General features: G+C 70.8%; 13 protein-coding genes and 1 pseudogene. 7 read left to right on the top strand and 7 right to left on the bottom strand.

Going from position 1 to position 12637, the window contains the following annotated elements:
• Positions 1-122: 122 nt before the first annotated feature.
• The 4 genes from FHX78_RS16355 (at position 123) to FHX78_RS16340 (ending at position 5336) form a co-directional block, all read left to right on the top strand.
• The gene (locus FHX78_RS16355; RefSeq protein ID WP_145868194.1) at positions 123-596 is read left to right on the top strand and encodes a DUF7919 family protein; all 474 of its coding nucleotides are present in this window, start codon (positions 123-125) and stop codon (positions 594-596) included.
• 295 nt (positions 597-891) lie between these two features.
• On the top strand, positions 892-2931 hold the full coding sequence (locus tag FHX78_RS16350; RefSeq protein WP_145868193.1) for a flavin monoamine oxidase family protein: 2040 nt from the start codon (positions 892-894) through the stop codon (positions 2929-2931).
• Positions 2928-4766 carry an alpha-keto acid decarboxylase family protein gene (locus FHX78_RS16345; RefSeq protein ID WP_145868192.1) on the top strand — a complete coding sequence of 613 codons (1839 nt, stop codon included), beginning with the start codon at positions 2928-2930 and terminating at the stop codon, positions 4764-4766. The genes FHX78_RS16350 and FHX78_RS16345 overlap by 4 nt, the downstream gene beginning before the upstream one ends.
• Positions 4767-4826: 60 nt before the next feature.
• On the top strand, positions 4827-5336 hold the full coding sequence (locus FHX78_RS16340) for an inclusion body family protein (RefSeq protein ID WP_145868191.1): 510 nt from the start codon (positions 4827-4829) through the stop codon (positions 5334-5336).
• Positions 5337-5414: 78 nt separating this feature from the next.
• Here FHX78_RS16340 and FHX78_RS16335 read toward each other — a convergent pair whose 3' ends face one another.
• Positions 5415-6188 (bottom strand): polysaccharide deacetylase family protein, encoded by a 774-nt coding sequence (locus FHX78_RS16335; RefSeq protein WP_145872018.1) that lies wholly within the window; start codon positions 6186-6188, stop codon positions 5415-5417.
• A 551-nt stretch (positions 6189-6739) separates the two neighbouring features.
• On the opposite strand from FHX78_RS16335, the gene FHX78_RS16330 reads away from it, so the two are divergent.
• Positions 6740-7399, top strand: coding sequence for a fascin domain-containing protein (locus tag FHX78_RS16330; protein WP_145868190.1), 660 nt, complete (start codon positions 6740-6742; stop codon positions 7397-7399).
• A 133-nt stretch (positions 7400-7532) separates the two neighbouring features.
• Here the strand turns inward: FHX78_RS16330 and FHX78_RS16325 are convergent, their stop codons facing one another.
• The 6 genes from FHX78_RS16325 to FHX78_RS16300 all read right to left on the bottom strand — a co-directional run bounded on the left by FHX78_RS16325 (position 7533) and on the right by FHX78_RS16300 (position 11841).
• Positions 7533-8987: an FG-GAP-like repeat-containing protein gene (locus FHX78_RS16325; RefSeq protein ID WP_145868189.1), complete on the bottom strand. Its 1455-nt coding sequence runs from the start codon at positions 8985-8987 to the stop codon at positions 7533-7535.
• 168 nt (positions 8988-9155) lie between these two features.
• The gene (locus FHX78_RS16320; protein ID WP_145868188.1) at positions 9156-9572 is read right to left on the bottom strand and encodes an SANT/Myb-like DNA-binding domain-containing protein; all 417 of its coding nucleotides are present in this window, start codon (positions 9570-9572) and stop codon (positions 9156-9158) included.
• Positions 9573-9663: 91 nt separating this feature from the next.
• A complete protein-coding gene (locus tag FHX78_RS16315) occupies positions 9664-10074 on the bottom strand; it encodes a VOC family protein (protein WP_145868187.1) in 411 nt (136 codons plus the stop codon).
• 48 nt (positions 10075-10122) lie between these two features.
• Entirely contained in the window at positions 10123-10518 is a 396-nt protein-coding gene (locus FHX78_RS16310; protein ID WP_145868186.1) for a helix-turn-helix domain-containing protein, read from the bottom strand.
• Positions 10519-10785: 267 nt separating this feature from the next.
• Entirely contained in the window at positions 10786-11355 is a 570-nt protein-coding gene (locus FHX78_RS16305) for a DinB family protein (protein ID WP_145868185.1), read from the bottom strand.
• 315 nt (positions 11356-11670) lie between these two features.
• On the bottom strand, positions 11671-11841 hold the full coding sequence (locus FHX78_RS16300; protein ID WP_145872017.1) for a hydrophobic protein: 171 nt from the start codon (positions 11839-11841) through the stop codon (positions 11671-11673).
• A gap of 137 nt (positions 11842-11978) precedes the next feature.
• Between FHX78_RS16300 and FHX78_RS16295 the strand changes: the two genes are divergently transcribed.
• Positions 11979-12152, top strand: coding sequence for a CsbD family protein (locus FHX78_RS16295; protein ID WP_145868184.1), 174 nt, complete (start codon positions 11979-11981; stop codon positions 12150-12152).
• A gap of 190 nt (positions 12153-12342) precedes the next feature.
• Positions 12343-12486 (top strand): annotated as a pseudogene (locus tag FHX78_RS37470) (phenylacetic acid degradation protein); the annotation flags it as partial.
• Between the last annotated feature and the right edge of the window lie 151 nt (positions 12487-12637).

Below are 12637 nucleotides of genomic sequence, written 5' to 3'. Positions count from 1 at the left end.
GGGCAGAGGCGGCGGAGCCGCGGCGCGCAGCCGCGGCGCGATGATGGCCGCATGTTCTACGAGGACCTCGGCCGCTACCCGCACCGGGACGGCGACGACACGTTCACCGATCTCACCGACGCATGCGGTCCGTCGGCTTCCGGCCGGACTACGCACGCGTCACCGTCGGCTGGCCGGCGGCCGGCCACCGCTGGACGACCGGCCCGGCCCCCGCCGGCTTCACCGACAGGCTGGCGGCCGTCCTGGACGCCCAGCAGGTGAACGCCGTGCTCGGCCTGCACGAGTGCGCCCTCTGCCCCACGCCGCTGCCGGACGCCCACCCCTGGTACACGCCCCGGCCGGGACACCTGCGCGCGAGCGCCGGCACCGGTGAGATCCGCGTGCCCGGCACCCCCGGCACCGTCTTCGCGGCCCCGCACCTCATCGGCCACTACGTAGCCGACCACGGTTACCTGCCGCCCCGGCCGTTCGTCGAGGCGGTCCTCGCCTTCGACCCGTACGGGCCCTGGCCGGCGAGGTTCCCCGGCATCCGGTTCCCCTGGATCCCGGACGACGCGACACTCCGCCACGTCGACGAGGACCGCCCCGTCGTCTGAAGGCGGCGATCGCCCGGCCCCGGCGACCCGGCGGAAAACCACCGTCCCGGCGCCCTTTTCACCCCCGTCGAATGGCGGGACCACCCCCACCGAGCCGACGGGAATTCCGTACTCCCCTTGTGGATTATCGATTCGGCTCTGTTTCTCTTTTCCCACCCGCCCCTGGCGGACCTGCCGTCCGGCGGGAATGGACCGAGCAAGCCGAATTCACGTCATGCGAGGCGATCAGTGCTTTTTGGACTTTGTCCCCGAAAGAAAAGGAGCAACCGTTTCTCCATCCCTACGATCGCAAGCTATGACCGACCTTTCACGGGAAAACTCCGCCACCCGTGCGCGCTGGCAGACCTGTCTCCGACTTGCCCGCGAACTCCTCCTCGTCGGCCCGGACGACAAGGACCTCAAGCTCGACTACCTCCACACCCTCATCGACACCGGCCACCTCGGCCCCACCCGCCACCCGCGCAAGAAGATCCTCGTCATCGGCGCCGGCATCACCGGCCTGGTCGCCGCCCGTCTGCTCAAGGACGCCGGCCACGACGTCACCGTCCTGGAGGCCAACGCCAACCGCGTCGGCGGACGCATCAAGACCTTCCGCGCCACCGAGCACCACCAGCCCTTCGCCGACCCCGCCCAGTACGCCGAGGCCGGCGCCATGCGGCTGCCCGACTTCCACCCGCTGGTCCTCGCCCTCGTCGACAAACTCGGCCTCGGACGGCGCCAGTTCTACAACGTGGACGTGGACCCCGCCACCGGCAGCGGCCCCGACGTCCCCGTCCCCCCGGTCACGTACACCTCCTTCACCGGCCGCACCTGGACCTACGGCGACGACAGCCCCGACTTCCGCGAACCCGACAAGCGCGGCAACTCCTGGATCCGCACCAACCGCACCCAGGTGCGCAGGTCCGCGTACGCCGCCGGGCCCGAGCGGATCAACGAGGGCTTCCACCTCACCGACGACGAGGTCCGCGCCCCCGTGGTCAAAATGGTCGACGACGCCCTGGAGAGCGTCCGCGACTACTACTCCGACGTCGTCGACGGGCAGCGCGTCAACAAGCCGGTCGACGAGTGGATCGAGGGCTGGGCGCGGGTGATCCGCGACTTCGACGGCTACTCGATGGGCGGCTTCCTGCGCGACCACGCCGGGCTCAGCGACGAGGCGATCGAGGCCGTCGGAACGCTGGAGAACATGTCCTCACGGCTGCACCTCTCCTTCTTCCACAGCTTCCTCAGCCGCAGCGACATCAACCCCGGCGTGCGCTACTGGGAGGTCCCGGGCGGCAGTTGGCGCCTGCCGCACGCCCTCCACCAGGGCCTGCTCGACGAAGTGCGCTTCGGCCAACGCGTGATCCGCCTCGAATACCACGACCCCAGCCGCGACGCCGACCCCGACGGCACCGGCGCCGTCGGCCCCGACGGCTGGGGCGTGGCCGTACAGACCGTCACCGAGGACGACCCCCAGGACACGCCGCAGCTGTGGACCGCGGACCTGGCGATCGTCACCGTCCCGTTCTCCGCGCTGCGCTTCGTGGAGATCGTCCCCTCGATGTCGTACAAGAAGCGCCGGGCGATCATCGAGACGCACTACGACCAGGCCACCAAGGTGCTGCTGGAGTTCAGCCACCGGTGGTGGGAGTTCACCGAGGACGACTGGCGCAGCGAGCTGGAGGCCATCGCCCCGGGCCTGTACGACTCCTACCGGTACGGCGCCGACGCGGACGCCGTGTCCCGCGTCACCCTCCCGCAGCCGGAGGCCGGCCTGCTCGGTGCCGCGATCAAGGACAGCGGCGTCACCGAGGAGATGCGCCGGATCGACAGCAGCCTGCCGCTGCGCGGCCCCGCCGTCCGCCCCGCCACCCACTGCTTCGGCGGGGGCTCCGCGGCCGACAACCCCAACCGGTTCATGTACTACCCCTCGCACCGGGTCGAGGGCAGCACCGGCGGCGTCGTCCTCGCCTCCTACTGCTGGTCCGACGACGCCGCCCGCTGGGACTCCATGCCCGACGCCGAGCGCTACGTCTACGCCCTGCGCAACCTCCAGGCCCTGCACGGCCGGCGCATCGAGGTGTTCTTCACCGGCCGGGGCGCCACCCAGTCCTGGGCCCGCGACCCGTACGCCTTCGGTGAGGCCGCCATCTACACCGCCCACCAGATGACCAGCTTCCACCTGGACGTCTCCCGGCCCGAGGGCCCCGTGCACTTCGCCGGCGAGCACACCTCCCTCAAGCACGCCTGGATCGAGGGCGCCCTGGAGAGCGCCGTCCGCGCCGCCGTCGCCGTCCACCAGGCCCCGCCGGTCACCACCCCCGGCCCGGAGCGGGAGGGGAACGCATCGTGATCGCGGTCAACCCCGGGTGCACGGTCGCCCGTTACCTCGCCCTGCGCCTGGCCGAGCTGGGCATCACCCACCTGTTCGGCGTCCCCGGCAACCACCTCGGCCCGTTCCTGACCACCCTGCGCGCCGAGGGCGACATCGAGTGGGTCGGCACCCCCACCGAGGGCGGCGCCGGCCAGGCCGCCGACGCCTACGCCCGTATCCACGGCATCGGCGCGGCCGCCGTCACCTACGGCGTCGGCGCTTTCAACCTGCTCAACGCCTGCGGCGGCGCCTACGTCGAACGGGTCCCGCTCGTCGCCGTCAACGCCTCCCCGCCCTACGAGCAGTGGCAGAACCAGCGCGCCCTCGGCCTGCTCACCTCCCACATGAGCCCGCGCACCGAGAGCAACCTGGACGTCTACCGGCAGGTCACCGTGGACGCGCAGGTCATCTCCCACCCGGGCCTGGCCCCCGGCCAGATCGACGCCGCGCTCACCGCCTGCCTGACCGAGCGCAGGCCGGTCTACCTGGAGGTCATGGAGGACCTGTGGGACGAGCCCTGCGCCGAGCCCGAGGAGCCGCTCCTGCGCCGTGAACGGCCGCTCGGCGACCGCGGCCGTTCCTTGCTGGACGACGCCGTGCACGCGATCCTCACCCTGGTCGAGGAGCACCCGGGTCCGGACGGCAGGCCCCGCCCCATCGTGTGGGCCGGTGAGGAGACCGACCGGTTCCGCCTCGGCGGGCAGCTCACCGACCTGGTGGAGGCCACCGGGGTGCCGTTCTGCACCACCGTCGGCGCCAAGGCCGTCCTCGACGAGGACCACCCGCAGTTCCACGGCGTCTACAACGGCCACGCCAGCCACCCGGACGTCCACTGGGTCTTCAAGGAGTGGGCCACCTGCCGGATCGGGCTCGGCGCCTGGTCCACGTCGAAGAACCTCGGCGGCGAGCGGTCCGTCGGCACCGACTGGGTGATGGCCGCGAACGGCGGCGTCAGCGTCGGCACCTCCTACTTCCCCGACGTCCAGCTCGAGGACCTGCTGCCCGCCCTCCAGGACGCGCTGGTCAAGGCCTACGGCTCCGGCGGGCTGAGCGCCGACTACTACGCCGAGGCCCACGCCCACCACCGCGGTCCCCGCCACCGCCCGGCCACCCTGGAGGACCACCGGGCCGCCCTGCGCGTCCCCGGCTCCGCGTCCCGGCACCCCCACCACCTCACCTACGACGGCGTGTTCGACCGGATCAACCACTTCCTGGGCGAGGAGACCCGGGAGGACTGGACGGTCGTCTCCGACGCCGCGTTCTCCCTCATCGGCTCGATGAACCTGTCGCTGCCCGCGGGCGGCTTCCTGTCGCAGGTCAGCTGGCTGTCCATCGGCTGGTCGGTCGGCGCGGCCACCGGTGCCGCGCTCGCCCCCGAGCGCACACCCGCCCGCCCGATGGTGTTCGTCGGCGACGGCGCCTTCCAGGAGACCTGCCAGGAGATCTCCACCCACACCCGGCTGGGACTGCGGTCGGTGGTGTTCGTCATGGACAACGGGCACTTCTACGGCATCGAGCAGATGCTGGTCCACCCCGGCTACTACGCCGGACAGGACGGCCCCGAGCCGGACTTCTACAACGTCCTCCACCCGTGGCACTACGACCGCCTCGCCGCCGTCTTCGCCGGCCGGGACACACCGGCGAGCGGCGTCAGCGTCACGGACACCGCCGAACTGGACGCCCTGCTGGCCCGTCTCACCGACCCCGCCGACCCGGTGAACGCCGGACCGCTGCTGGTCCGCGTCCGCCTGCACCGGCACGACTACCCGAGGGCGATGGCGTACAAGGTGCCGAAGCCCGGCACGAGCAGCTGACGGGCCGACCGGCCCGGCAGGCACGGACGTCCCACGACCCGCATCCGGAAGGGGCACGACATGGCTGAACTCAACGTCCTGATCGCGTTCGACGCGGCCACCATCGTCGAGCGCAACCCCAACGCGTCGAGGAACCCCGACGCACCGACCTACGCCGACCAGAGCCTCATCTACATGACCACGCGGCAGGACCACATCATCGGCACCTCGGGCGCCGAGCTGAACCTCCGGGCCGAGCCGGGGGACAGCGTCAAGTGGCGGGAGACGACGCTGTCACTCGGCAGCGACTACAAGGCGCTCCTGTACCGGTACGTGAGCAGCGACACCAGCCACGTGCTCATCAGGACGCCGGAGATCGAGGTGGTCGACGGCGTCTACCCGATGCCGCAGGAGGGCAGCGAGGGCACACCGGCGTTCACGACCCAGGAGTACGAGGACCACTACTGGCGCACGACGGTCAAGCGGACCGGCAAGGTCGTCTACCACTTCTACTTCCAGATCCTGGACCGCCACCGCAACCTGCGGGGCTACTTCCAGTGGGACCCCTTCATCACCATCGAGCGCCCCTGAGGTCGTCACCGCCCCGGCGGCCCCGACCGGCCCCCGGCTGATCACCGCGCCCTCCGCGACGACCACGTCGCGGAGGGTTCAGCGCACCGGGAACCCGAAGGAGTACCCCTGCTCCTTCAGCCAGGGAAGGACGCGGCGCATGGCCTCGACCGTCTGGGCACGGTCGCCGCCCGCGTCGTGGAACAGCACCGTCGGCCCGTTGGCGATCTCCCGCTGGACGGTGGCGACGATGGCGTCGGCACCCGGCTGCTCGAAGTCCTTGGTGTCCACGTTCCAGCCGAGCGGACGCATGCCGCGGGACGCGGCCAGCTCCCGGCTGTACGGGGTGAAGGCCCCGCCGGGCGCCCGGTAGTACTGCGGCCGTACGCCCCCGGACGCCTCGACGATCATGCGTTCGGCGTCCAGGATCTCCTTCTTCTGGTAGGCCTCGGACTTCTTGTCCATGGTGACGTCGTGCGACACCGTGTGGTCGCACAGCCGGTGCCCGGCCGCCACGACCTCCTTCACGAGATCCGGGTGGGCCTGCGCCTGCGCCCCCGTCACACAGAACGTGGCCTTCACCCCGAACTCCTCCAGCACGTCCAGCACTTGAGGCGTCCACGCGGGGTCGGGGCCGTCGTCGACGGTGATGTTGACGCCGCGCGCCCCCTGGTCCGAGGCGTGCACGATGGTCTTCGCGACCGGACGGAGGTCACCGCCCGGCGTGGCCGGCGCGGTCGCCTCCGGCGAGGAACCGCCCACGACGTCGGCCTGCGCGGTCCACACCGAGGCACCGACGGCGAACACCGTCACCCCCAGCGCCGCCGTGACCACCTTGCCGTACCAGCCCCGCCCAGCCCCGTGCCGCGCCATGTCCGCCCCGCCCTCCCGCAGTTCCCCGTCGATCCCCGCTCCGTGGGAGACCACCTGGCAGGACGGAGATCAGCGCCTCCCGGATGCGCCGGTTACCGATCACGGACAATTCCGGGGGAGTTCGCGGACAACCCGACGAGCGACGACCGCGCGGCGCGGACGGCGCGGACGACCCGGACGACCCGGACGGCCCGGCGGTGAGCCCCTTCCCGCGCCCTGCGCAGGGGGCGGCGTCCGGCGATGAACCCTCACGTAATTCGAGGTTAAATCACTGCCGGAACACCCGCCCCACTGCTTACGCTGGCGCGGCTACGCCATGGGGCGCAGCCGCTGCCGAAGTGCCCGGGGAGGGGCACCGACCGCAGTCGTGGGGGGCGAGGAATACGGGAGGGGCCAGCCGCGCGTCGGGGACAGGTCCCCGCGCGCGTGAAGCGGCTCGCGCCGCGGCGCCGCCGACCTCCTGAGAAACGGCCGGAGAACCCTTCGTGGGCCCACCGTCTCGCCGTGCCCAGCATCCGTTCGACGAATGGTGAGGAATAACTGTGAGACGCATGACCCCCGTCCTCCTGTCCCTCAGCGCCCTGCTGGCGGCCTCCGCCTGGACCGCACCCGCGGCCGGCGCCGCCCCGCAGGCCGATCGGCCGGCGGCCGTCCCCAGCGGCTGGGAGAAGGTCGACGCCGCCGAACTGGCCCACATCACCGAGAACACGAACGCCCGCCAGGCGCCGCTCGCCGCCGGCGACGACGTCTCCGCGCAGGCCGAGGAGCCCGAGCTGCTGGCCATGCAGTCGGTCCGCAACGACAGGTTCGTCGCCACGGAGAAGACGTACCCCGCCCCCAACACCGGTGTGCTGCGGGCTCGTTCCGCCGAGTACAGCGGCTCCTGGGAGGGCTTCTCCTTCGAGTGGGACGAGACCACCAGCACGTACGCGCTGAAGTCCCTGGCCAACGACCTCTACGTGGCGGTCGAGAAGAACTACACCGGCAGCGCGCAGAACGAGCTGCGCGCCCGCTCCACCAGCGTCGGCGGCTGGGAGCGGTTCGTCCTCTACTACAACGAGACCGAGGACCGCTGGGCGCTCCAGTCCACGCTGAACGGCCTCTTCGTCACCATGGAGAACAGCTACACCGGCTCCCTCCAGTACGTCCTGCGCGCCCGCTCCGCCGAGATCGCCGGCTGGCAGGAGTTCAACCTCTACACCCTCGTCTGACCCTCACGCGTCCGGCACGGACGACACGGGGACCGCTGAGGGGCCCACCCCGCGGATCACCCCCGTGAGGCACTGAGGAAGGGGCGGCACCGGAGAGTTCCGGTGCCGCCCCTTCCGGCCGTCCGTCCAGTGCTCAGGAACCGGACAGGACGTCCCCGAACATGGGGTCGTTCCCCGACTCCCCGATGCCCACGGACGACGCGCCGAAGCTCACCGCGCCGGTGACCGTGACGCCCGCGGTGGAGCCGCGCAGGACCCACACCGCGCCGTCGTCGCTGTTCTCGCCGGCCGCGCCCACCGACAGATCGGCGCGGCCGTCCTTGTCGTGGTCGGCGAGGTGGACGGCGCCGCCGAAGACGTCAGAGGACTCGTTGGCGCCCGGGACACCCGCGGTGCCCTGGTTGAAGGCCTGGGCACCGGTACCCGTCAGGCCGGAGGCGCCGCCGCGCAGCACCCAGACCATGCCCGTGTGGCTCGCGGTGCCGATGCTCTCGAAGCCCGCGCCGACGGCGAGGTCCGGGTAGCCGTCGGCGTTGACGTCGCCCGCGGCGAGCGCGCCACCGAACAGGTCGTAGGACTCGTCCGCTCCCGGCACACCCGCGCTGTCCTGGGTGAGAACGGTGTTGCGCGTGGTGGTGACGCCCGCCCCACCGCCGTAGAAGACGGTGACGTAGCCGCCCTTCGCCGTCTGGTCCAGGACGGGAGCGGAGTCGGTGCCGACGACCAGGTCGTCGTGCCCGTCGCGGTCGAAGTCGGCCACGGCCAGCGCGCCCGCGTACCCCGTGCCCACCTGCGTCTGCGGCGTGGGCCCGGCCGGGCCGCCCCGGTGGACGACGTTGCCCACGGAGGACCCCACCACCACGTCGTCCGACCCGTCGTCGTCGAAGTCCCCGGCCGCCAGGTGAACGGCGCCCTTGGGGTACGCGCCGGACTCGATCTTCGCGTCGAAGCGCAGCTTCCCGGCCGCGCCGGCGGACTTGGTGAAGCCGCCCTTGAAGATCCACACCTCCTTGCCGGTGGACCCGACCGCCAGATCGGGCTTCCCGTCACCGGTGAAGTCGCCGACGGCGAGGGACTGGCCGAACCGGTCGTGGCCCGACGCGTTCGGGTCGCTGATCGCCGTACCGCCCGAGAGGCCGGACGAGCCGCCCCACAGGATGGTGACCGACCCGCCGTCGACGTCGCTGCCGACGTCCTCCAGCGGTGTGCCCACGACGAGATCGCCGTAGCCGTCCCTGTTGAGGTCACCGTGCGCGAGTTCGGTGCCGAAGCGGTCGGAGGTCTCGGGAGAGCCCGGCACGCCGGAGGAACTCTGCGACGTGCTCTTGTGGCGCGAGGCGCTGATACCGCTAGAGGAGCCGTAGGTGACGACCACGGCACCCGCCTTCGCCTTCCCGCCCGCGACGGCGCCCGGGGCGCCCGTGGCCAGGTCACGGTAGCCGTCGCCGTTGAAGTCGTCGGCGAGACCCGACGGGGCGGCACTCGCCCCGCCGGGCAGGGCGATGAGCAGCCCACCGGCCAGGGCGGCGACGAGGGTGGCGCCCAGCACGACGGAACGCCGGGAACGCTGGTGAGGGGACCGGGTCATGAGTTCCTTTCCACGACATACATAAGGACGCAGAAAAGACCTCCGTCGCACCCGAAAGGTTGTACGAAACAGGGGAGTTGGTGGCCCACGAGCCCGCCGCCCCCAGCCACAGCCGTCCAGCGGTCCAGCCGTCCAGCCGTCCAGCCGTTCCTTTTCCCCCCGAACCTGTCAGGCGAGGCTTTCGAGCCCGAGCTTGGCCAGGCGGGACCGGATGGCGCCGGGCTTGCGCCCGAACTGCTCCCCGAGGGCGCTCAGGTCACGTTCCCCCTGCTGGTAGAGGGCGAGGAGACGGGCGTCGTCCTCCGGCGACCACGGGTGGCCCATCCGAGGGAAACGAGCCCGTTGCTCCTCCCACGTCTCACGCCTCCTGCCACCGTCGCCCTGCGGAGAGACGGACTCGATGATGTCGAGGGAGAACTCCCCGACATGGGTGCCGTCGAGCCACAGGTTCAGGTGGCCGTCGTCGAACGTGATCCGGTCGGCCTGGACGGTCACCGCCCGCCGCAGGACATCACTGTCGTTCGGGTCCTGCTGGTAGTCGGTGAACGTGAGACGGAACGCCGCGTGCACGGTGGAATCCCCCATGGAACCATCCTGGCGTCCCCATGGGGCAGACGGTAGATCGTTTCTCGTCCCTGCCCACCCCGCCCGTGCGCGAAGGGGCCCGAGCCCTCCTTCAGGCCTTCGGCTGAGTGAAACGGATGCGGTTGCCGAACGGGTCGCGCAGACCGCAGTCGATCCCGTACGGGCGCTCGGTGGGCTCCTCGGTGAACTCCACGCCCTTGCCGAGCAGCGTCTCGTAGGTCTTGCGGCAGTCGTCCGTGGTGAGGATGAGCCAGCCGCCCATGGCCCCCTTGGTCACCAACTGGCGCACCTGCTCCGCCGTCTCCTCCGACATCGCCGGTGCGCCCGGCCTCTCCAGCAGGATCTGTCGTTCGGGCCGGCCGGGAACGCTGACGGTCAGCCAGCGCATGAACCCCATGTCGACGTCCGCGGTGATCTCCAGGCCGAGCTTGCCGACGTAGAAGTCGATGGCCTCGTCCTGGTCGAGGACGTATATCTGCGACTGCGTGATGGCGTTGAACATGACACCGACCCTAAGGACCGGCCGGGCGGAAAACTTATCCAGAACTGCTCAGTCGCCCGGCTGGTCCGACGACCGGCCGGGCATACGGACGTACGGGCGGGCCCACGCCATCGTGAAGCACGTCGGCACCCCCGCGGCGACCGCTTCCTTGCGGTACGTCCGCGGCGACCGGCCGACGATGTCGTGGAACGTGCGGCTGAAGGTGCCCGGGCTGGTGAACCCGACCTCGAAGCTGATGTCCGTCACGCTGTGGTCGGTCTCCCGCAGCAGGAACATCGCCCGCTCCACGCGGCGCCGCTGCAGGTAGCGGTGCGGTGTCTCACCGAACGTGGCCCGGAAGGTACGCGTGAAGTGCGCCGGGGACACATGCGCGACACGGGCCAGGGCGGGGACGTCCAGCGGCTGCGCGTAGTCACGGTCCATGACGTCACGCGCCCGGAGCATACGGCGATTGGTCTCTTCCACAGCGCGGCTCACGACACCATCTCACCACGGCCCACCCGGACACCCCTGGCCCCCGGACCCTCCGGTACTCCACAAGCCACCACTCCGCGACCGGGCACGCCGGCCCCTCCGTCCCGACGCCACCCGATCTCGCGAACGCACTCCCACGGCGCCAGGAGTGCACAGGGCGACGCCGGCCTGCACCCGACAGTAGGCACGGCGTATCGCCCCCTGTATCGGGGCGATACGCCGTGCCGCGCCCGCCGGTCACCCCATGGTCTTGGCGCCGTCCAGGGACTCGCGGATGATGTCGGCGTGGCCGGCGTGCTGGGCGGTCTCGGCGATGATGTGCAGCAGTACCCGGCGGGCCGACCATCGCGCGCCCGGCTCGGACCACGGGGCCTTCGGCAGCGGGTGGGTGGCGTTCAGGTCGGGGAGGGTGGCGACCAGTTCGTCGGTTCGGCGGGCCGTCTCGGCGTAGTCGGCGAGCACGCCGGTCAGCGTCTCGCCGGGCAGCATCCGGAACTCGTCGGCCCGTCGGGCCCAGTCGGCGTCGGTCATGGTGGTGAAGTCGGGCATCGCCGACGGGCCGTCCAGGATGAACCGCGCCCAGCTTCGCTCGACCGCGGTCACGTGTTTGATCAGCCCGCCCAGGCACAGCTGGCTGGCGGTGGTCCGGCGCCCGGCCTGCTCGTCGGTGAGGTCACGGGTGGTGAAGCGCAGGAAGTGCCGGTGCTTGGCCAGGGACTCCAGCAGGTCGGCGCGCTCGCCGGTGGGGGCCGGCTCATGGGCCGAGTCGTGGGTGGCCGGTTCGTTGACAGTCGAGGTCTCGCTCATGGTCACTGCCTTCCGTGGTTCGTACTCCGTCGAACAGGCAAGACGCTAAGCGGCATGTAGGTCAGTTCCTGACCTCAATGACCGGCGAGGTGGCGTCGGTGTCGGCTTCAACCGACCGCCTCGTCCAATGCCGGTACACCGGCTCGGCCACATGGGCTGCCCGCTTCGACGCGGCGCCGTGAAAACACGGCGGCCCGCACCCGTGCCGGCCGAGCCATTCGTCGGGCTCGGCATTCCGATGTCCCACGCGTGATCGCAGGGCCCGGCCACCGCGGTGGCCGGGCCCTGCGATACGTAACGCGACTCAGGGACGCATCACCATCGGTACCAGCGGCCTCGGCCACCGCCTGCCGAGGTGGAACGCATGACGAAACCGAGCAGCCAGATCACCAGAACGGCGATGGCGACCCACCAAAGGATCTTCACGGCGAAACCCGCACCGAAGAGGATCAGCGCGAGAAGCAGAACGAGCAACAGGGGAACCATAGTCATTACCTCCTGCGCCACCGTTTGCCCTGCGTCGGTGCCGTCATTCACCAACAGCGTCTTGTTTGTGAAGGAAAAGTGGGGGCACGCGGGCTTCACCGCGACAGCGGCAAGGACGCCATGAGGAGGCATGATCCATGAGTGCCGGTGAGAAGGCCAAGGCGAAGGCCGAGCAGGCTCAGGGCAAGGCCGAGAAGGCGGTGGGGAGCGCCGTCGGAAACGACCGCATGGCCGCCGAGGGACAGGCCAAGAAGAGCACGGGAGACGCCCGCGAAGCCAAGGAGAAGACCAAGGACGTCTTCAAGCGCTGACGCCGCCGTGACACCTGAGGAAGGGCTGCCCCGGGATAAACCGGGACGGCCCTTCCTCATGTCAACGGTGCGCGCCCCTTGCCGGGCCCCGGGCGAAGGCACCGCCCTCACTCCGCGCGACCAGCAGCCACGATCTCCTTGGTCTCCTGCGCATGGCTGCCACGCTGACCTGCGGTGGGCCGGCTACGGAACCGGACTGCTGCCGGCCCTGCTGCCCGAGCAGCAGGTGGACGGCTGGTTCCCGAGCGGGCCGTACGGCTTGGTCGAGTGCGCCGAGCGGGCGCTGCGCGGTCTGGGGGTCGCCCGCTCCCGCATGCACGAGGAGTTCTTCCACCACTCGGGAAAGCAGGGGCCACAGATGGCTTTGCTGGAGGGCGGCAGAGTTCAGGGCGTTACTGCTGCGGAGAAGCGACCGGTCTGCGGCGACAGCCGAATGGGTACGGTTACCTGGCAGTCTTTGGCGATAAGGCCGAAGCGCCGTGATG

Source organism: Streptomyces capillispiralis, assembly GCF_007829875.1.
Classification (GTDB): domain Bacteria; phylum Actinomycetota; class Actinomycetes; order Streptomycetales; family Streptomycetaceae; genus Streptomyces; species Streptomyces capillispiralis.
The sequence above is the reverse complement of the archived record's forward strand: the minus strand, read 5'-3'. Positions and strand labels throughout refer to the sequence as shown.